This window comes from Enterococcus sp. DIV1639a (assembly GCF_050530445.1).
GTDB classification, from domain to species: Bacteria; Bacillota; Bacilli; order Lactobacillales; family Enterococcaceae; genus Enterococcus_B; species Enterococcus_B hirae.
The window spans coordinates 158,459-177,772 of sequence record NZ_CP172886.1; the positions used below are offsets into that span (position 1 = coordinate 158,459).

The window sequence follows — 19,314 nt, forward strand, 5'->3', positions numbered from 1 at the left end:
AAAAAATCTTGAGACAATTTTTGATTGTTTCAAGGTTTTTTCTTATTTATCTTTATTGAAGCGTTGTTTCCTGAATATTGATCCTTTGTTTTGAGGAAAGTGCTGAAACTCTGATCGTTCAAATTAAAATCTCTTGCAAAAAATGTTTATCCTAAAAACCTTGATAAACTTACGTTAAAAAGGAGAAGCGTAGCTCGATCTTCTGTTCTCTTTTTTCAAAAGAAAAAGTATGCTACAATGGAAGAAAATATGCGAACATATGTGTGTGAAAGAAAGAGGATAACAGATGTATGAATATCTTACAGGTGTAGTAACCTTTATCAATCCTTATTATTTAGTAATCGAAACAAATGGGATCGGTTATCAAATTGCATTAGGCAATCCCTATCGTTATAGTAGTAAGCTAAACAAAGAAATCAAACTTTACGTCCATCAGGTCATTCGAGAAGATGCACATCTTCTGTACGGATTTGATTCTTTAGAAGAAAAACAATTATTTTTAAGGTTAGTTAGTGTTTCAGGAATTGGACCAAAAAGTGCCTTAGCGATTATGGCTAGTGATGATCATTCAGGATTGATTCAAGCGGTTGAAACAGGGGATGTGACTTATCTGACCAAATTCCCTGGTGTGGGTAAAAAAACAGCTCAACAAATGATTTTAGATTTAAAAGGAAAATTTGGCGAATTAAGTATTGATACGCCCTTCAATTTATTTGATGAAAGTACAGCACAAGATGCGACGGCATTATCAGAAGCAATGGAAGCTTTATCAGCACTTGGATATAGTGATAAAGAGGTCAAGCGGGTCGAGAAACAACTAAAAGAAGTAGAAAATCTCACAACAGATGAATACTTACGCCAAGCTTTAAAATTAATGATGAAAAAATAAGGAGGGAAAATGATGACCGATGAACAGTTATTATCCCCTGAAACGGGCGAGAATGAATTAAGTTTAGAGAAGACCCTCCGCCCACGGTTACTTTCCCAATATATTGGTCAAAAGAAAGTGAAACAGGAACTCAAAATATATATTGAAGCTGCCCGTCACAGGGAAGAGCCGTTGGATCACGTTTTGTTATATGGTCCGCCGGGATTAGGGAAAACGACAATGGCAATGGTGATTGCGAATGAAATGGCAGTCAATATACGAACAACTAGTGGTCCCGCAATCGAGCGACCAGGAGATCTGGTTGCTATTTTAAATGAGTTGGAAGCTGGCGATGTTTTATTTATTGACGAAATTCATCGATTACCTCGTGTAGCAGAAGAGATGCTTTATTCTGCCATGGAAGATTTTTACGTTGATATAATGGTTGGACAAGGACCAACTGCTCATCCTGTTCATTTTCCTTTACCACCTTTTACATTAATTGGCGCAACAACTCGTGCAGGTATGCTTTCAGCGCCACTTCGTGATCGATTTGGGATCATTTCTCATATGGAATATTATGAAGAAGCTGATTTAAGAGAAATCGTGATTCGTTCTGCTGATATTTTTCAAACAGAGATCATTGAAGAAGGTGCACTGGAAATTGCTAGACGTTCAAGAGGAACACCACGGATCGCTAACCGCTTATTAAAAAGGGTACGTGATTTTGCACAAGTACAGGGAGATGGCAAGATCAATCAAACCATTGCCGATCAAGCATTAACGTTGTTACAAGTCGATCAGGCAGGTTTGGATTATGTCGATCAGAAACTATTACGTACGATGATTGAATTATATGGTGGCGGACCGGTTGGATTGAGTACGTTATCTGTCAATATTGGTGAAGAAAGAGAAACTGTTGAAGATATGTATGAACCTTTTTTGATCCAAAAAGGTTTCTTGAAACGGACACCTCGTGGAAGGATCGCCACACCGTATGCCTATGAACATTTTGGTTATGATTATCAAGTATAAAAAGTGATACTTGAATCGACTGTCCACATAAATACTTTTTCAAGAAAATCGTAGAACTAGAAGTCTTTGTAAAGAAGATAGGAGATGATGAGATGGGCGATACACCGCATACTAAGCAATTGATTAAAAACGTATTGATTAATCTATGTCAAAAGCAGTCTTTTCAAAAGATCAGTGTACAGAAAATCGCCCATGAGGCAGGCATCAATCGCCAAACATTTTACTACCATTTTACAGATAAATACGATTTGTTGCGATGGGTGTATTACGAAGATTGTTTATGCTATTTAGATCCTCATTCTCTTTCTTTAGACAACTGGGAAGAGCAAGCATTAAAAATGTTGAAGGCAATTGCTGCACAAAAAGAATTTTATGCGAACACTGTTACATCTGACCAAGAAATACTACAAAAAGAGTTTACTGCTGTTATCCAGCAATCATTTATTAAGATTTTTGATCAAATGGATGAAGAAAAGCAGTTATCAAAAGCAGACAAATTGTTTTATGCTCGTTTTTTTTCTTATGGATGTAGTGGGGTTCTAATCAATTGGATTACACATGATTACGAAGAGACGCCTCTAGAAATCGCCGTCCAATTGTTCCGCTTAGCCAAAGATACAGAATTATATTCCTATCGGTTGTATGCAAAAGAAGAGCTGGAAACAAATGATTAGAAGGAGAGCAAACATGACGAAAGTTTTATTTGTATGTCTAGGAAATATTTGCCGTTCACCAATGGCAGAAGGTTTGTTGAAGAAAATGGTAGCTGAAGACGGACAATCTGATCGATTTTTGATTGATTCTGCAGCGACAAGCACTTATGAAGTGGGGCGTTCACCTCATAAAGGAACAAAGAAAATTTTAGAAAATGAGAACGTGGATACGAGTCAAATGATTGCACGCCAAATCACAGAAGAAGATTTTCAACGATTTGATTGGATCATTGGCATGGATCAATCTAACGTAGAGGATTTACAACGGATGGCACCGACCGACGCACAACATAAGATCCATTTATTTTTAAGTCGGGTTCCTGGAAAAGAAACACAAAATGTTCCTGATCCATACTATACCGATAACTTTGACGAAACTTACCAATTATTGACTGAAGGGCTCAAGTATTGGATGCAAGAATGGAAAAAAGATAAATAAAATAACGATATATCTATATAGGTAACGCTTTCTTTTTGTTGCTCAGTATAGATAATATTCTTGTTATTTCGTTAAATCTTAGGTAGAATATAGTTAATTAAGTAACACTTTCTTAGCTAAAGGAGGAGTGCATTCAATGAACGAAGAAACAGTATCACCAATGAAGAAATTGACCAAGTTAGTCACGCATACGTCGTATCAGCTTTTTGATTCTTTTGTAAATGACACTGAAAAAATAGCAGAGAATGTACGTTTGCAAGGAAAGTTTGTTTTAGAGTTGCAAAAAGCAGCTACTCAACATAGTTTAGTGATTTTACAAGTAAGAGCCAATCGAAAAAGTAATAAGTACGAAACGATTTCAGGCTGGGTAGCTACAAAAAATGTTGAAAAAGAAGTAGTCATGATTCGCCTACAAAACAAGGAACAACAAATACGAATGGTTCCAATTGATCAAATCGAAAAAATCACCAGTCTTTCTCCAGCAGGAGATCAAGAGCGGTTATCTAAATAGAAGCAAAAAAAGCGATGGAATAGATTCTTCATTTTCCGTCGCTTTTTGCTTTTTTTCATATGATGTTGGCGAAGAGAAAACTTAAAATCAATACTAGAGCAGTACATAATTAAGTCATGAGGATAGATGGATTTTATCAATCAATAGAGAGGTGTTATGGGTGCCAAAGAATCGTTTGATTAATTATATGACCAAAAATTGGAAGATAGCCGGATGGAATATATTTGATTCTTTATTCCTTTCTGCAGCTGCAATCGTTGTTTCTTTAAATATAGTGTTCGTCCTATTTCCAGATTTGGATAACTATTATACAAACGCATTAAATTTATTTTTGATTGGTCTGATGATGGTGTTTGTTGGCTTGGGAGAATCAGTAAAATCTAAAGTTGGAAAACGAATCGATGTTTTAATTGGTAGTATTTGGGTAATTTATCTATGCCTCTATTACTTTACAGGTTTTCATAATCCTACTTGGATGAATTGGCAGTTTTTTTGATACGATAAAACGAAAAACAAGAATGATACTTTGAAAATTTGGCAAGACTACTAGGAATGACAAAAGCTGGCTAGTTGGTGATAGATAAACTAAAACACAAAATGGTTGAGACAAAACTATTTTTCAGGTTTGTCTCAGCCAGTTCTAGTTCAATAAAAAAGTCCTGCTAGCCGGGGAGCTAGCAGGATAAGGAGTTAAAAATGAAAAAGTGTTGTTAGGGTTGTTTGTTGGTATGCTTATATATTACTCAGGAGTTGTGAATTTTTTGTGACGAAAGTTTTTGGAAGTTGGTAATTTTTTTAGGAAAATATATTTCTGCTAGCCATTTGACTAAATAGTTAAATACATCCAATGGATTCATTCAAAAAGTAATTTTGTCAGTTATCTGTTGATTCTAATGACTTAGTAAAAAATTCAGAGCCGAAAATAGAAGTAAAATACACAGGTTCCTTCTTGTATATATAAATAGAGCATATTTGAAGCACTTTTCCACTGTTAGATGCAATCTAATAATGGAAAGTTACTTCAAATATGCTCTGTTCATTTCACAGAAGTGAGGTTAGCACACCGTTCCTTCTTTTAGAAGAATGATCGTTCTAGATGCCGTTACTCTACAACAGGTGTTTCTTTTTTAACCATACTCCAAATCAAGCCAATTACTAAACCAATCAATGCTGGGACGATCCAACCCATTCCTAATTTAAAGAATGGCAGATAATTCGTTGCGAAGTCTAACAACGTTTTGACAAAGCTGGTTTGCTTGATTCCGTCTGGGCAAGCATTTAAACCGTCTAAAATTGAAGCAATTAGTGTAAAATAAGTGGTCATGCGGTAAACAGCAGGACGTTGTTTAAACAATGGACCCACAAGAACGAGTAAGATCAAGGTCATTGCTAAAGGATAAATAAACATCAAGACAGGTAATGAAATTTGGATGATATTTGTCAATCCCACAGTAGCGACCAAACAAGCAAGTGCACTAGCTAGTGTCACAAATACAATGTAATTTCTTTTAGGAAACAGATCGGTAAAGGTTTCTGCGAAAGCAGTGATTAGTCCAATCCCTGTTTTTAAGCAAGCAAGGATCACAATAAGAGCGAGCAAGATGCTGCCATAAGTTCCTAAATAATGATCTGCGATTTGCGCTAAGGCGATCCCGCCATTTGAACTTAAAGCAAATCCACCGAGACTCATTGTTCCCACATAAGCAAGTAATGTGTAGATGATTCCCATCAAAACGATACTGATTGCACCAGATTTGATCGTATCCTTAGCAATCTCAGAAGGCTTTGTTACGCCCATATTGCGAATCGTAGTAACAATAAGGATACCAAATGCTAAGGCAGCAAGTGCATCTAACGTATTATATCCTTGAGTAAAACCAGTAAAGAAAGCATGTTCTTGATAACTAGGTTGGACAGTAGCTTGATCGATTGCACCCAATGGATGAATAAAAGCAAGTACCAACAAGATTCCTAGTAAAATCAAAAAGGCAGGATTAAGGAATTTTCCTACATAATCAAGGATTTTAGTAGGCCGTCTGGATAACCACCAAGCAGTGAAGAAAAATAAAATACTAAAAATAACTAAAAATACATGTTGTTGCTTGGCTTGGATAAATGGAGCTAAACCAATTTCAAAAGAGGTAGTTGCTAATCTTGGTAAGGCGAAAAACGGTCCGATGACGAGGTAAAGCAAAACAGTAAAAACCAAAGCATATTTTTTGCCGATCCGTTCTGCTAATTCATAAACCCCTGATGTTTTTGAAACACCGATGGCAATTACACCTAAAAAAGGTAGTCCGATCCCAGTTACTAAGAAGCCAAGATTGGCCCAGAAAACGGCAGAGCCAGATTCTTGTCCCATGTGAACGGGAAAAATCAAATTACCAGCACCAAAAAATAAACCGAATAACATTGAACCGATAAACATACTTTCTTTGAACGTCAATTTTTTTGTCATAGATTTCTCCTTTACTTATTTATACTTTTTTTAAAGTAACAAAAATAACGTAGTTTAGCAATGTTTTTCTAATCAAATAATGAGTATAAAGTATTGATCTTGAGTTGAAATAATCATTATATCCTGAGTGGTTCTGTGAGAGAGTAATTGAAGGGGAGATGTTCTATAAGTAATTGACCAAAAAATCTGGAGGCTGAGCCAAAACTTGCCTCAGTCGCTTCTAGAAGCTCTAAAACCGAATAAATGGTGAGACAAAAGTGGCATCTTCGGAAATTCCTTCTTATTCTTGATGCGAAACACTTTTGTCTCAATCTCATATTCTAAAGATTTTTTGCGGCTTATAAAAAAGAGAGTCCTAACATACTTTTATCAATCTATTTTTTTTTAGTATGGATTGTTGTCTGTATTTCAAAGTGATTGTTTCTCGTATTTCATTCGATAAATGATCAATAACCCAATAAACCAAACAGGAGTTAAGAGTAAGGCAATACGTGTGTCTTTGCCAAGAAATAAAACTAGACAAATGAAAATCATGTAGGCAAAAACAAGAAAATTACTATAAGGATAAAAAGGCATTTTGAACGTATGCTCTTTTTTACCTAACATACTTTTACGATATTTTAAGTGAGTGTAAACGAGTATTCCCCAGATAAATAAAAAGCAAGTAGTCGCAATACTGCTGACGAGTGTAAATACTTCACTAGGCATCACATAATTTAGGATAACGGAAATAAAAATCACAATAGTTGAAAAAACTAACGCATTTCCTGGTACACGGTGAGAAGTCAACTGACGGAATTTTTTAGGCGCGCTACCTTCTTGTGAAAGAGAGCGTAACATACGTCCTGTACTGTAGATCGCGCTGTTACAAGCAGAAGCCGCAGCACTCAATACGACTAAATTAATCAAAGATGCGGCTATGGTGATCCCGATTTCTGAAAACACTTCGACAAATGGGCTGTTGTTCGCATCTAAGCTATTCCAAGGATAGATAGACATGATAACGAACAAAGAACCAAGGTAAAAAAGAATGATTCGAATAGGAATATTATTGATAGCTTCGGGTAAGACTTTCTCAGGGTTTTTGGTCTCACCAGCAACCAAACCGACTAATTCGATTCCTGTAAAGGCAAATGTGACCATCTGAAAGGAAAGAATGAATCCTTTCGTACCAGTTGGGAAAAAGCCGCCATGTGACCAGAGATTGGTGATACTAGCAGGTCCAGCACTTGTTTTGTAATGGGTAAGAATCATGTAAATACCAACGATAATAAATGCAATAATGGAAACGACTTTGATCAAAGCAAACCAAAATTCTAATTCACCAAATAATGAAACAGCCACCATGTTTAAACCAAGCAGTAAAATCAGAGCGATCAATTCAGGAAGCCATTGTGGGACTCCTGGAACCCAGTAACGGACATACATCCCGATCGCTGTCAAATCCGCCATGGCGATCGCAACCCAACAAAACCAATAAGTCCAACCTGTTACGAAAGCAACTTTTTTTCCAAGATATTCTGCAACAAAATCAAGAAATGAATGATTATTTGTATTAGATAATAAAAGTTCACCTAAGGCACGCATAATAAAGAAACAAACGCACCCGGTAATAAGATAAGCCAGTAAAATAGAGGGACCAGCTAATTGAATCGTTTTTCCTGCTCCTAAGAAAAGACCTGTTCCGATCGCACCACCAATCGAAATCAATTGAACGTGTCTATTCTTAAGTCCACGCTGTAGTTCTTGTTGCTCTTCAACCATTGTTTAATCATCCTAACTAAAAAATTTGATAATTTCTATATTAATAGAATTTTCTAAAAATTACAACTTAATTCAGAAAATATTCAAAAATTCATTTTCAAACAAATGCAATCAGACCAATCAATCTAAGAAGAGAGGACTGATCGACTGATGAATTAATGAATGGTGTTCAAATAGATTGCAGATAAACATGAGAAAATAGTGAATCATTTCCCAAAAAAGGAAAAGCCTTTATCAAAACGAACCTGTCGTTTCGGATAAAGGCTTTCTTCTATTTTTTTAAGATACGTGATAAAAACTCTTTGGTGCGTTCTTCTTTTGGATGAACAAAAATATCATCAGAGGTTCCTTCTTCAGCAACAACACCTTTATCCATGAAGATGACACGATCAGAAACATCTTTTGCAAATTCCATTTCATGTGTCACGATAATCATCGTTAAACCAGTGTGAGCTAGGTCTTGAATGGTATTCAATACTTCTCCGACCATCTCAGGATCAAGTGCTGATGTTGGTTCATCAAATAACATTACATCTGGGTCCATTGAGAGGGCTCTAGCGATTGCCACACGTTGTTTTTGACCACCTGATAATTGAGAAGGTTTGGCTTCAATATAACGTTCCATTCCAACTTTTTCTAGATTTTCAAGAGCGACTTTACGAGCTTCGTCTTTGTTTCTTTTTAAGACAGTCGTCTGACCAGACATACAGTTTTCTAAGACATTCATGTTATTGAAAAGATTGAACGATTGGAATACCATTCCGACATTTGTTCGATATTTAGGCAAGTTATATTTTGGCGCAAGAATATTTTCGCCATTATACATAATTTCGCCACCAGTAGGTTTTTCTAAAAGGTTGATGCAGCGTAAGAAAGTTGATTTACCAGAGCCAGAAGAACCAATGATGGTTACAACTTCACCTTTATGGATATCCATGCTGATGTCTTTTAATACTTCATTTTCACCAAAGCTTTTTCTTAAATGATTGATTTTAATGATTTCTTCACTCATGATTCTTCCTCCTTATTCCTGCAAGTTGGCGTTGTCAACTTCTTCAATTTTTGTATAGGCTGAAGGACCATCGATTTTTTTCTCCACTACACGCAAGATTCTGGTAATCGTAAAGGTCATAACCAAGTAGATGATACCTACGATTGTAAATGTTTGGAAGAATTGGAAGTTTGCTCCTGCAGCAGAGTTCCCTTGGAAGAATAGATCAGCTACACCAATAACACTTAAGACTGCTGTATCTTTGATATTGATAACAAATTCATTCCCGGTTGCAGGTAAGATGTTACGTAAGACCTGAGGAACAACTACTTTTCGCATTGTTTGTCCATGTGTCATACCAATTGCTTGCGCTGCTTCAAATTGTCCTTCATCGACAGCGAAAATACCACCACGGACGATTTCAGTCATATAAGCACCAGTATTGATCGATACAATGAATAAGGCAGCAATTGTACGATCAAGGGAGATTCCAAAGGCTAATGCTAATCCGTAAAAGACGACCATAGCTTGAACCATCATTGGTGTTCCACGGAATATTTCAATATAAATCGATAGTAGTAAATTTGCTAACTTTTGGAAGAAACGTGTCACGGCATTGTCAGACTCAGGAATAGAACGGAAAACACCGATCAACAAGCCTAAGGTAGTTCCAATAACTGTCCCAATCAATGCAATAAATAACGTAAGTCCTGCACCACGAAGGAACATATTCCCATATTGATCCCAAATCGTTTTGAAATCAGTGAACAAACCAGCTTTTTCTCCCTCTGTATTTGTTGAAGCGGGTTGATCTTTGATTGCTTGATCCATGATTTCTGTACGTTCTTTTTGAGAGATACCGCTAAGAATTTGGTTAACTTTTTGGATATCTGGGTCACCTTTACGCATTCCAATAGCGATTTGGACATCTTCAGGATTTGTTTGAAAACCATTCTGACCAGTAAATTCTAACATTTTTAAATCTTTATTGACGCTAGTTGCTGTTACCCCTTCAGGTCGTTCGCTGACATAACCATCAATCATACCTGAAGCAAGAGCGGTACGCATCGCAGAGAAGTTATCCATTGCTTGTTGCTTTTGCACATCAGGAATTTGATCGATGACATTATAATGGAAAGTATTTAATTGAGCAGTAATCTTAGCATTTGATAGATCCGCCAAACTTTTTGCATTGGCATATTTACTATCTTTTTTGACGACTACAACAAGCTGTGATTCATAATAAGGATCGGTAAAATCAATTTCTTTTTTACGTTCTGCTGTGGGGCTCATCCCAGCAATGATCGCATCGATTTTGCCAGATTGTAACGCAGGGGCTAATCCATCCCATTTGGTTTGCATGATGACTAATTTTTTCCCTAATCCATCCGCAACTTTTTTGGCAATTTGGACATCATAACCACCAGCATAGCTTTTTTGACCTTGGATCGGTACAGCGTTGTTGGCATCTGTTTGCTGTGACCAGTTGAAAGGGGCATACCCCGCTTCCATACCTACACGGAACTCATCTGTTGGTGTTTTCTCATCGGCATTCACGAAACTTCCTACAGGGAAGAATGAAAAAATAAATGCCATCAATAGGGTAAGTGTAACTGAACTTTTTTTCATAATCTTTCTCCTTTTCTTTTTACACATACGGCTCGACGATTTCATCAGGAATGAAACGGGCGAAGTTCCGCTTCAGCTAACTTAATTTTACTGTCAGATAGACGTACTTATCAAATTAACTGTTTACGCATAATTTTTTTACGAGCGGTTAAACAAATGCGTTGCAGTAGCTTATCAGGAGAAATAAAAAACGACCGCTTCAAGAATATAAAAGGGTCGCTAACATTTCACAAAAGTGATAAACCTCTCACAAAACATAGCGCAACTTAGCATCACTGCTAAGACAGTCCACAAGCTCTTAACTTGTGTCCCAACGTAAACTTCAAGCAAAGAAGAGTACATTTCGGCGATCTTCCCTAGTCCTGCTTCACGGTGTTTGCTTCACTCCACAGGGTTAATGATTCTCGCGACCTCTACCTCATTGATTGAGGTATCTCGTATTCAGTTATTTATACAAAAAATAGTTTACGATAGACAAAGCACTTTGTCAATCTATAACAGAAGTTTTCTTGTGAAGTATTGATAGCTATAGAAAATTTCTATAATTATACAAAAAATAAGAAAAATGATATTCAAAAAGAGCGAAAGTTGTAAAAGAATAATTATTCATTAAATAAATAAAAATTAGGACACGAATCTATTTAAGTGTCCTAATTCCTACTTATTATATAAATATAAAGTAAAGCAGTCGAAAAGATGAGCTGCTTAGCAATAGCTGATCCAATCAATCATTTTCGATCCTGGCTTTCTGTTTATTATGCTGTTTTACTAACTACTTTTTTTTCACGACCTAAGATTGCTTGAAGAATAATCGTTACGCCATAAATAGCCAATATTAAATAAATCAGACTTGAATATTGAGTGATTCCCCAACCCCATGTTCGGAAAATAACTAAGGTAATCGCTAAAACGATCGCAGCAAGTACATTGAAAAATGCAAATGCCCAAAGATTTCCATTTTCTTTACGAGCAAGGTAAAAAATTGAAAAATAAATACTTAATGCTAACCAGGCGATACAAGCTAAAATCACGCCCCAGTAAATAATGGATGGTACCATACCAACTCACCTCACTTTTGTTCTATATGCTTGGTTTATCGTACTATTAGATAGCAATAGTGATGATCATACCGAAGAATCTAGCAGTATTGTAGCACGTTTTCATTGGTTTGTCAGTCTATATTGTGAGATGTTTCTCAAAAAATGAAATCGTTTGAATAAAAAGTACGATCAATCAATAAACGAAAGATAGATGTATAATAAGAGAGAGGTGAAAGGAAATGAAAAAAGTAACCGTTGAAGAAGCGGTAGCAACAATAGCCACTAGTTCAAAAATCACTTTCCTAACTGGCGCTGGGGTATCAACGCCTTCTGGTATTCCCGACTATCGATCGTTAAAAGGAATCTATCATGGATTGGAACAACCCGAATACCTTCTAAGTCATGAAGCAATGAACAATGAGCCACAAAAATTTTATTCATTTGTGAAAAAAATCTATCATCCAACAGCAAGACCAAATATTATTCACTTAGAAATGGCAAAGTTAGCCTCAAAAAAGCAAGTTTGGGTAGTTTCCCAAAATATCGATGGATTACATGAAAAAGCGGGAAGTCCAAAACTTGTGAATTTTCACGGAAATCTTTATCATTGCTATTGTAGGAAATGTGGGAACACCGTTTCTTGGGAAACCTATTTACAAACAGATCAACATGCAACATGTGGGGGACAAATTCGACCAGATATCGTGTTGTATGGGGAGGGATTTAATGATGAAGTCATAGAGCGAGCAACATCGGCTGTTCAACAAGCAGAGTTGATCGTCATCGTCGGAACGAGTTTTCAAGTACACCCGTTTTGTGACTTAATCCAATTTCGTAATACGAAGTCTCAAATCTTAGTAATCAACCAAGAGCCAATCCAGTTAGACCAAGAATATGATTTTCTGCAAACGGACGGTGCTATAGTATTTGAAAAATTATCAAAAGGAGCAAATTATGACCATTAGAACAGAAAAAGAAAAAATGATTGCTGGCGAATTATATTTTGCTAATGATCCGGAATTAGTAGCGGATCGTCAATACGCAAGAAGCCAAAGTACGATCATCAACCAAGCAGAAACAGCAGAGCTACGTTCTCAATTACTAAAAGAAACCTTTGGAAAAACGGGAGAAAAAATCTACATGGAGCCAACGATCAATTTTGATTATGGTTACAATATTCGTGTAGGTGAAAACTTCTATGCGAACTACAACTGTACATTTTTAGATGTAAGTACGATCGAAATCGGCGACAATTGCATGTTTGCTCCAAATGTTCAACTTTATACAGCCACTCATCCACTTCATCCAGTGAAAAGAAATAGTGGCTTAGAATATGCGAAACCAATCAAAATTGGTCATAATGTCTGGCTTGGTGGTGGTGTGATTGTTACGCCAGGTGTTACGTTAGGAAACAATGTCGTAGTTGGAGCGGGTTCTGTTGTAACTAAATCTTTTCCTGATAATGTAGTGATTGCAGGTAATCCTGCTCGAGTAATCAAAAAAATATTAGAAGATCAACAACCAGAAAAACTTGAAGACTTACGTCAAACAATCGATCAGATTGATCAACAAATCGTCAAATTACTAGAAAAACGTATGGACACGGTAACGAAAATTGGCGAAACCAAACAAGCATCGAAAAAAGCAGTCTATGACGAAAAAAGGGAGCAAGAAGTATTAGAAAAAATCGCTAGTCGGTTAGAAAATACGAAATATAAAGAAACGATCACAGCGACATATATCGATCTTATGAAACATTCTCGTGATTATCAAAATGAATTGAATGGGGAGAAAGTGGATGATTGATGGAGAAGTACGGCGCAAAGAGATTCTGCATACCCTGGCAAATGAAGAAAAACCGGTCAGTGCCAGCAAATTCGCTTCACGTTTTCAAGTGAGCCGTCAAATCATTGTCGGAGATATTGCGTTGTTGAGGGCATCAGGTGCGACTATTATTGCAACGGCAAGAGGTTACGTTCTTGAAACAAATGAAACACAGAACGGCTTAGTGAGCAAGATTGCTGTCCAACATGGTCGTGAGCAAACAGAAGAAGAGTTGCGCTTGATCGTTGAAGCTGGTGGCGAAGTTTTAGATGTCATTGTAGAACATCCCTTATATGGTGAGTTGACAGGCATGCTTCATATCCAAACAACTCAAGAAATTGAATTGTTTATGAAACGCTATAAAAAAAGTAATGCTACGTTGTTATCTGAGCTGACCGATGGGATTCATCTGCATACCATCCGTTATCCAGATACTAATGTGTTGAGAACGATTAAGCAACAGTTGATAAAAGCAGGAATTCTCTATGAAGGCTAATGAAGAGCAGAGTAGTCTGGGATGAATATATAAGAACATTAAATAGTGAATAACTGGTATGATTTGTCCATTTATGAATCGTACCAGTTATTTTATTTTTTTGAAAAAATAAGCGTTCGACTATTTTATTTATAAATTACAATAATACGGAATATGAATAATTCAAGCACTATTCTTCTACATAATAAAAAAATAGTGGGAACCAAGTTTAGCAATAGATATTTTTAATACATATTAAAGTAAAGGAGTTAAACCAAATGGATAAATTCACTAGCAAAACAGTACAAGGAAATGGGGAAAAGGCTAAAGTCACAGCAAACATCCAAGAAAACGCAGAAGTGAAAGACCAAAAAGAAGTAAATTCCAATATGCCTTTTATCCAGCAAAAAATAGAAGAAATTTTCACTTTACAATGGGGAATTCAAGAAGTAGAACAAAAATTAGAACAAAAATTAGAACAAGAATTAGAACAAGAATTAGCAGCAAAACAAAGCTTCATTAGCCTCTGTAAAAAAAATCAGAATCAGAATATTGAGGAAATTAGTAACAAATTCAACGAGTTAAACAAAACAAGTGGAATAGTCAATCCAATTCCGACTTTCATCAATCAAAAGTTAGAAGAAACTTTCCTATTGAACAAGCGTATTCTGGAAATACATGACACAACAGAAATAGATAGTAAGTCAAAGAAATCAATGATTGAGAACTTAGAAAATTCGAAGGATAAGCTTATGGATCAATTAATTAAGAAAGTTAGTGAAGAATTCAACGAACTAAGAATGGATAAATCAATTAGCGAAACAGTTCAAGGCAATGATGAAAAGGCTGAAGTCACAGCAAACATCCAAGAAAACGCAGAAGTGAAAGACCAAAAAGAAGTAAATTCACCAAATAATCTACTGAAAACAAGTGGAACAGTAAATACAAATATGCCTTTTATCCAGCAAAAAATAGAAGAAATTTTCACTTCACAATGGGGAATTCAAGCAATAGGACAAAAAGGAGAACAAGTATTAAATAAATCAAGATTTTACCGCGTTACATACTTTAAAAACCAGAAGAATCAGAATATTGAGGAAATTAGTAACAAATTCAACGAGTTAAACAAAACAAGTGGAATAGTCAATCCAATTCCGACTTTCATCAATCAAAAGTTAGAAGAAACTTTCCTATTGAACAAGCGTATTCTGGAAATACATGACACAACAGAAATAGATAGTAAGTCAAAGAAATCAATGATTGAGAACTTAGAAAATTCGAAGGATAAGCTTATGGATCAATTAATTAAGGAAGTTAGCGAAGAATTCAACAAATTAACAAAAGAACAATCAAAACAGACATTAAGAAGCATGAAAGAAATACAAAAGGTAAAAAACACAAGTCAAAATCCTTTATCTAAAAGGGCAAACTCTTCACCACAAAAAGCAGAACCAGATCAAAAGAAGTCAAGATAGTAATATAAGTTGCAATAACATTGAATATGAATTATTCAGGTACTATTTTTCTACATACTAAAGTAAAGGAGCTAAAACAAATGGATAAATCAACTAGCGAAACAGTTCAAGGAGATAGTGAAAAGGCTAAAGTCACAGCAAACATCCAAGAAAACATAGAAGGAATTTTTATATTTGACGAAGTGATTCGAGAAACTCAAGAAATGGTAAGAACAAAGGAACTGATAAGATCAGGAGAATCACTGATTGCGATCTTAATAAATCGAAAGGAACAGTATATTAAGGAAAATAGCAGAAACCTCAACGAATCAAAAAAAGAACAAACACAACAGGCATCAAGTAACATGAAAGAAATGAAAAAGGTAAGAAATACAAATAAAAAGCCTTCATTGCTAAAGGTAATGTTCAATAAACTAATGAGAAGGTCAAAAAATAAGGACAAAAAAGAAGTAAATTCCCCAAATAATCCAATAGAACCAAGTGGAATTGAAAATACGTCTTTACTCAAACAAAAGATAGGAGAAATTTTCATATTTGACGAAGTGATTCGAGAAACTCAAGGAAAGGAACTGACAGAATCAGGAAAAAAAGTGAATGAGTACGTAAAAAATCAGAAGAATCAGCTTATTGAGGAAATGAGCAAAGAATTCAATGAATCAGACAAGGCAAGTGGAATCGAAAACCCCGTTTCGTCTTTAATCAATCAAAAATTAGAAGAAAATTTTGAGGCGAATCAATTCGTTCAAAAATACGAAAAAGATGTAAGCACACATACTTCCGCAATGGTACTATCGATTAAGTTATTAAAAAATAAGAAGTATGCTATTGAGGAAACTATTGGAAAAATCAACGAATTAAAAAAACAACCACAACAGACATTAAAAAGCATGGAAGAGGTACAACAGGTAAAAAATACAAGACAAAATCCTTTATCTAAAAGGGCAAACTCTTCACCACAAAAAGCAGAACCAGATCCAAAGAAGTCCAAGATAATGCAACAAGTAGGCCAACCGGATCAAAGTCGGTCATGATATCTGAAATGGTTAAGGTAAGATCGTTACACTAAGAGAATAATATTGTAGTACAAGAGTTTACGTACTTGAAACTAATGAAACAAAGAACGGCTTAGCGAGGAAAAGAGTTGCCTGGGCTGAATATATAAGAACATTAAATAATAAATAACTGGTATGATTTATCCATTTACGAATCGTACCAGTTATTTTATTTTTGGGAAAAAGAAGGAAGAAACTAGTTTCATTTTTTAAGTAAAATGGGACAATAGGAAGTTTTGCAGCTGAATTTATTTTTTGATTCTGCTTTTTTACAGAAGTATTCGTGACATAAATAAAATATAGGAGTTGAAGCGCATGATAGGATGGATCTGTCAGTTTGAAGATGTGATTCGCTTTTTGGATGATGAAATTAGCGTAAATTTAAAGCAAGCTAACTTACGAATAGCAACATTCAATGCATTTTCAAATAAAAATCAGACTGAAATAAGCCTCCTAAATAAAGGGGAGGATGCTCAATCTAAGCTAATAAAAGAACAATCTCAACGCTTGTCTATGAAAAATTATGCACAGAAAGATATTAGTTATCTATCGAAAGAAAAGCTTGCTGAATATGCAAATATAGCAGAACAGCGAATCATCGAATGAAAGACAAAGAATTCTGGAGATAAAGTACTGGAACAACAAGCTAGTTTTTGGAAGGGGTACAATAAAGTTGCTATCTGAATTAAAGAGTATTGAAATGTTGGAAAAGCGGAAAAGAAATATAATAGAATTCCCCTTTTTATACGAACAAAGCACCGTTGAACAAACGATCAGTTGGTTCGATGAAAACTGGGGATCGGATTTCGATAGAAGTGGGCGCACAAAGGCTCTCTTAAAAAAGAATCTTACCATTTGTCAAGAGGATCTAGAATTTAGAGCACAAGCAGATAAATTACAAGATGAGGTGAATAAGCGACCTGTTTCAGAAATAAATGCATTTTTAAGAGCAGTGGCAGAACGAATAGTTAAAATACAAACAAAACTACAAGAAATCGAATTAAACTCTTCTGAATTTGACTGGCGGGACCTAGATTCTGCAAAAAAAGAATTAGAGAAGTGGAAAGGTTTCGTGGTGGAAATATACAAGTCGCAGGCTGTTCTGATACAACCTTATCTATATGATAAAAATACAGTTGAGGATAAAATAAAACAATTGCCGAGTAATAATGCCACGCTCTTTAATTTGATGGCTAGAAAAAGATGCGAGAAAGATCTTGCGTTACGATCTGAAGCAGAAACAATAATTGAAAATATAAAATGCAAAAATACTCCAGAAATAGTACATATATTAAAAAAAATAGAAGGTCAAATTGAAAAAATTAAAGTTGGGATCAATAAATTAAAAGTATCAAATTCTGAATTAGAGACAGAAATTACTAAAAATCAATTAATGCAAAAAGATGAGCTAATAGGAGAACGCAAAGATCAATTAAAAATCTTGACTCAGCAACTTCGTGCTCAGCGAGAGAATCAATGCTATGCGCAACAGAACGGAGAACAACAGTTAGACAAATGGATGGAAATGATTGGTGAAATAAAACGTTGGGCAAAAACAAACAAGATAGACCTATTGGAGTTGGAAAAGAATCTGACGTTAAGCCCATCTCCAGAGAATCTAGGGCAGAAAAAGATAGTAGAAGGCACAACTAGAGCGGGAGGTAAACTTGAACGACAAGAAGAAAAGTTGGGAGAAAATAGACATAGTAAAGACAGAAACCAGTTTAATGGACAACGAACACATCGCTGATTCTTAGTAATATAAAAAAGGAGTGGGGCTCCCCACGTCAAAAAGCAACATCTTCGAAAAAATGAGTAGCGATTTCCGAAGATGTTGCTTTTTAGTTCAATTTCTTACGAGTCATTTAGATTGAAATACAACTTTCAATCATTTTTATTCAATCACCAATACGCCTTCTTTAAGGGCAAATGGATTCTTTTCGTTGATATGGTCGTAGAACATCACGCCGTTGATATGATCAATTTCGTGTTGGACAACGATTGCCTCATAATTTTTCAAGCGGATTTTATGTTTCTCGCCATTCATATCTGTATAAGAAACCGTGATCTTAGCGTGGCGGACTACGTAGCCAGGTACTTCTCGATCAACAGATAAACAGCCTTCTCCTTCGCCAAGGCAAGCATCTTGAACTGAGTGACTAAGGATTTTTGGATTATACATTACCGTACTTAGCGTGGGTTCTGTTACTTCTGGATCAGGGCTTGGCACGTGTACAGCAATGATGCGTTTAGAAATATCTAGTTGAGGAGCAGCTAAACCAACTCCTCCACGTAAGTTTAATTCTTCCGCTTTGATTGGATCTTGGCTATTTTTCAGGAATTCGAGCATTTCTTTTCCTAGGTCGATATTTTCTTTGCTTAATGGGAGAGCAACTTCTTCAGCTACTTCCCGCAAAGTAGGATTTCCTTCACGGATGATATTATCCATTGTGATCATGGAATATGTACCCCTTTCTTTTTAGACAGTTATACGTCTATTTTCGCATTATAGTTTAACATAAAATTTAAAAAGTAGGAGAAAGTTTGTTTAAAAACTAAATTTTCTTAATGATTCTTCACTTGATTTCTCCCGTAGATTCAGGTAAAGTATAGCTGTATGCGTAAGGCATATCGCCTGTTACTTGGTTAAGCGAATCACCAACGTTTTACTCAGTCACAGGGGAATAATCGAAAGAGGTGAAAGAAATGGCAATTTCAAAAGAACGTAAAAATGAAATCATCAAAGACTATGCACGCCATGAAGGGGATACTGGTTCTCCAGAAGTACAAATCGCTGTATTAACGGAAGAAATCAACCACTTGAATGAACATGCACGTATGCATAAAAAAGATCATCATTCATACCGTGGCCTAATGAAAAAAGTTGGTCACCGTCGTAACTTGTTAGCTTACCTACGTAAGACTGATGTACAACGTTACCGCGAATTGATCAAACGCTTAGGTCTACGCCGTTAATTTTGACAAAAAGAGTGGGGTTCAAATGAATCTCACTTTTTTTACTGTAATACCTAATACAACC

The 19,314-nt window shown here is 35.7% G+C and carries 20 protein-coding genes and 1 riboswitch; of the genes, 14 read left to right on the top strand and 6 right to left on the bottom strand.

Annotation, left to right across the window (positions count from 1 at the left end):
• Positions 1-286 precede the first annotated feature (286 nt).
• The 6 genes from ruvA to IGJ32_RS00820 all read left to right on the top strand — a co-directional run bounded on the left by ruvA (position 287) and on the right by IGJ32_RS00820 (position 4,062).
• Positions 287-889, top strand: a complete 603-nt coding sequence (ruvA, locus tag IGJ32_RS00795) for a Holliday junction branch migration protein RuvA (RefSeq protein WP_010720373.1) — start codon at positions 287-289, stop codon at positions 887-889.
• 12 nt (positions 890-901) lie between these two features.
• Positions 902-1,903, top strand: a complete 1,002-nt coding sequence (gene ruvB, locus IGJ32_RS00800) for a Holliday junction branch migration DNA helicase RuvB (RefSeq protein WP_010720372.1) — start codon at positions 902-904, stop codon at positions 1,901-1,903.
• Between the two features lie 92 nt (positions 1,904-1,995).
• Positions 1,996-2,577, top strand: coding sequence for a TetR/AcrR family transcriptional regulator (locus IGJ32_RS00805; RefSeq protein ID WP_207431815.1), 582 nt, complete (start codon positions 1,996-1,998; stop codon positions 2,575-2,577).
• 13 nt (positions 2,578-2,590) lie between these two features.
• Positions 2,591-3,055 carry a low molecular weight protein-tyrosine-phosphatase gene (locus IGJ32_RS00810; RefSeq protein WP_010720370.1) on the top strand — a complete coding sequence of 155 codons (465 nt, stop codon included), beginning with the start codon at positions 2,591-2,593 and terminating at the stop codon, positions 3,053-3,055.
• Positions 3,056-3,191: 136 nt separating this feature from the next.
• Complete coding sequence (locus IGJ32_RS00815; RefSeq protein ID WP_010720369.1) at positions 3,192-3,566, top strand: hypothetical protein; 375 nt, start codon at positions 3,192-3,194, stop codon at positions 3,564-3,566.
• A gap of 160 nt (positions 3,567-3,726) precedes the next feature.
• A complete protein-coding gene (locus IGJ32_RS00820; protein WP_034698688.1) occupies positions 3,727-4,062 on the top strand; it encodes a hypothetical protein in 336 nt (111 codons plus the stop codon).
• Between the two features lie 606 nt (positions 4,063-4,668).
• Here the strand turns inward: IGJ32_RS00820 and brnQ are convergent.
• The 5 genes from brnQ to IGJ32_RS00845 form a co-directional block, all read right to left on the bottom strand.
• On the bottom strand, positions 4,669-6,024 hold the full coding sequence (gene brnQ / locus IGJ32_RS00825) for a branched-chain amino acid transport system II carrier protein (RefSeq protein WP_010736841.1): 1,356 nt from the start codon (positions 6,022-6,024) through the stop codon (positions 4,669-4,671).
• 408 nt (positions 6,025-6,432) lie between these two features.
• Positions 6,433-7,788, bottom strand: coding sequence for an amino acid permease (locus tag IGJ32_RS00830; RefSeq protein WP_034698690.1), 1,356 nt, complete (start codon positions 7,786-7,788; stop codon positions 6,433-6,435).
• Between the two features lie 271 nt (positions 7,789-8,059).
• Positions 8,060-8,800 (bottom strand): amino acid ABC transporter ATP-binding protein, encoded by a 741-nt coding sequence (locus tag IGJ32_RS00835; protein ID WP_010720365.1) that lies wholly within the window; start codon positions 8,798-8,800, stop codon positions 8,060-8,062.
• A 12-nt stretch (positions 8,801-8,812) separates the two neighbouring features.
• Entirely contained in the window at positions 8,813-10,408 is a 1,596-nt protein-coding gene (locus tag IGJ32_RS00840) for an ABC transporter permease subunit (protein ID WP_081128330.1), read from the bottom strand.
• A gap of 249 nt (positions 10,409-10,657) precedes the next feature.
• Positions 10,658-10,832: riboswitch (Lysine riboswitch) on the bottom strand.
• A gap of 331 nt (positions 10,833-11,163) precedes the next feature.
• A complete protein-coding gene (locus IGJ32_RS00845; protein WP_010736843.1) occupies positions 11,164-11,466 on the bottom strand; it encodes a hypothetical protein in 303 nt (100 codons plus the stop codon).
• Positions 11,467-11,687: 221 nt separating this feature from the next.
• On the opposite strand from IGJ32_RS00845, the gene IGJ32_RS00850 reads away from it, so the two are divergent.
• The 7 genes from IGJ32_RS00850 to IGJ32_RS00880 all read left to right on the top strand — a co-directional run bounded on the left by IGJ32_RS00850 (position 11,688) and on the right by IGJ32_RS00880 (position 18,024).
• Entirely contained in the window at positions 11,688-12,413 is a 726-nt protein-coding gene (locus tag IGJ32_RS00850; RefSeq protein ID WP_010736844.1) for an NAD-dependent protein deacylase, read from the top strand.
• On the top strand, positions 12,403-13,254 hold the full coding sequence (locus tag IGJ32_RS00855; protein WP_081204151.1) for a chorismate mutase: 852 nt from the start codon (positions 12,403-12,405) through the stop codon (positions 13,252-13,254). The genes IGJ32_RS00850 and IGJ32_RS00855 overlap by 11 nt, the downstream gene beginning before the upstream one ends.
• The gene (locus tag IGJ32_RS00860; protein ID WP_373169095.1) at positions 13,247-13,768 is read left to right on the top strand and encodes a transcription repressor NadR; all 522 of its coding nucleotides are present in this window, start codon (positions 13,247-13,249) and stop codon (positions 13,766-13,768) included. Before IGJ32_RS00855 ends, IGJ32_RS00860 begins: the two co-directional genes overlap by 8 nt.
• A gap of 257 nt (positions 13,769-14,025) precedes the next feature.
• Positions 14,026-15,222, top strand: coding sequence for a hypothetical protein (locus IGJ32_RS00865; RefSeq protein WP_081128325.1), 1,197 nt, complete (start codon positions 14,026-14,028; stop codon positions 15,220-15,222).
• Positions 15,223-15,302: 80 nt separating this feature from the next.
• Positions 15,303-16,253 (top strand): hypothetical protein, encoded by a 951-nt coding sequence (locus IGJ32_RS00870; RefSeq protein ID WP_081128324.1) that lies wholly within the window; start codon positions 15,303-15,305, stop codon positions 16,251-16,253.
• A gap of 336 nt (positions 16,254-16,589) precedes the next feature.
• Positions 16,590-16,880 carry a hypothetical protein gene (locus IGJ32_RS00875; RefSeq protein ID WP_232088544.1) on the top strand — a complete coding sequence of 97 codons (291 nt, stop codon included), beginning with the start codon at positions 16,590-16,592 and terminating at the stop codon, positions 16,878-16,880.
• 67 nt (positions 16,881-16,947) lie between these two features.
• On the top strand, positions 16,948-18,024 hold the full coding sequence (locus tag IGJ32_RS00880) for a hypothetical protein (protein WP_256733883.1): 1,077 nt from the start codon (positions 16,948-16,950) through the stop codon (positions 18,022-18,024).
• Positions 18,025-18,168: 144 nt separating this feature from the next.
• On the opposite strand, the gene def is transcribed toward IGJ32_RS00880, so the two are convergent.
• Positions 18,169-18,732, bottom strand: a complete 564-nt coding sequence (def, locus tag IGJ32_RS00885) for a peptide deformylase (protein ID WP_010720354.1) — start codon at positions 18,730-18,732, stop codon at positions 18,169-18,171.
• A 248-nt stretch (positions 18,733-18,980) separates the two neighbouring features.
• Here def and rpsO point away from each other — a divergent pair, with 248 nt between their 5' ends.
• Positions 18,981-19,250, top strand: coding sequence for a 30S ribosomal protein S15 (gene rpsO, locus IGJ32_RS00890; protein WP_010720353.1), 270 nt, complete (start codon positions 18,981-18,983; stop codon positions 19,248-19,250).
• The last annotated feature ends 64 nt before the right edge of the window (positions 19,251-19,314 follow it).

What these genes read in the sequence shown, in the direction of transcription:
- IGJ32_RS00850 (WP_010736844.1), top strand. Translation starts at nt 11,688, where the DNA reads ATGAAAAAAGTAACCGTTGAAGAAGCGGTAGCAACAATAGCCACTAGT.
- def (WP_010720354.1), bottom strand. Translation starts at nt 18,732, where the DNA reads ATGATCACAATGGATAATATCATCCGTGAAGGAAATCCTACTTTGCGG.
- brnQ (WP_010736841.1), bottom strand. Translation starts at nt 6,024, where the DNA reads ATGACAAAAAAATTGACGTTCAAAGAAAGTATGTTTATCGGTTCAATG.
- IGJ32_RS00830 (WP_034698690.1), bottom strand. Translation starts at nt 7,788, where the DNA reads ATGGTTGAAGAGCAACAAGAACTACAGCGTGGACTTAAGAATAGACAC.
- rpsO (WP_010720353.1), top strand. Translation starts at nt 18,981, where the DNA reads ATGGCAATTTCAAAAGAACGTAAAAATGAAATCATCAAAGACTATGCA.
- IGJ32_RS00865 (WP_081128325.1), top strand. Translation starts at nt 14,026, where the DNA reads ATGGATAAATTCACTAGCAAAACAGTACAAGGAAATGGGGAAAAGGCT.
- IGJ32_RS00835 (WP_010720365.1), bottom strand. Translation starts at nt 8,800, where the DNA reads ATGAGTGAAGAAATCATTAAAATCAATCATTTAAGAAAAAGCTTTGGT.
- IGJ32_RS00805 (WP_207431815.1), top strand. Translation starts at nt 1,996, where the DNA reads ATGGGCGATACACCGCATACTAAGCAATTGATTAAAAACGTATTGATT.
- ruvA (WP_010720373.1), top strand. Translation starts at nt 287, where the DNA reads ATGTATGAATATCTTACAGGTGTAGTAACCTTTATCAATCCTTATTAT.
- IGJ32_RS00840 (WP_081128330.1), bottom strand. Translation starts at nt 10,408, where the DNA reads ATGAAAAAAAGTTCAGTTACACTTACCCTATTGATGGCATTTATTTTT.
- IGJ32_RS00810 (WP_010720370.1), top strand. Translation starts at nt 2,591, where the DNA reads ATGACGAAAGTTTTATTTGTATGTCTAGGAAATATTTGCCGTTCACCA.
- IGJ32_RS00815 (WP_010720369.1), top strand. Translation starts at nt 3,192, where the DNA reads ATGAACGAAGAAACAGTATCACCAATGAAGAAATTGACCAAGTTAGTC.
- IGJ32_RS00870 (WP_081128324.1), top strand. Translation starts at nt 15,303, where the DNA reads ATGGATAAATCAACTAGCGAAACAGTTCAAGGAGATAGTGAAAAGGCT.
- ruvB (WP_010720372.1), top strand. Translation starts at nt 902, where the DNA reads ATGACCGATGAACAGTTATTATCCCCTGAAACGGGCGAGAATGAATTA.
- IGJ32_RS00860 (WP_373169095.1), top strand. Translation starts at nt 13,247, where the DNA reads ATGATTGATGGAGAAGTACGGCGCAAAGAGATTCTGCATACCCTGGCA.
- IGJ32_RS00855 (WP_081204151.1), top strand. Translation starts at nt 12,403, where the DNA reads ATGACCATTAGAACAGAAAAAGAAAAAATGATTGCTGGCGAATTATAT.
- IGJ32_RS00845 (WP_010736843.1), bottom strand. Translation starts at nt 11,466, where the DNA reads ATGGTACCATCCATTATTTACTGGGGCGTGATTTTAGCTTGTATCGCC.
- IGJ32_RS00875 (WP_232088544.1), top strand. Translation starts at nt 16,590, where the DNA reads ATGATAGGATGGATCTGTCAGTTTGAAGATGTGATTCGCTTTTTGGAT.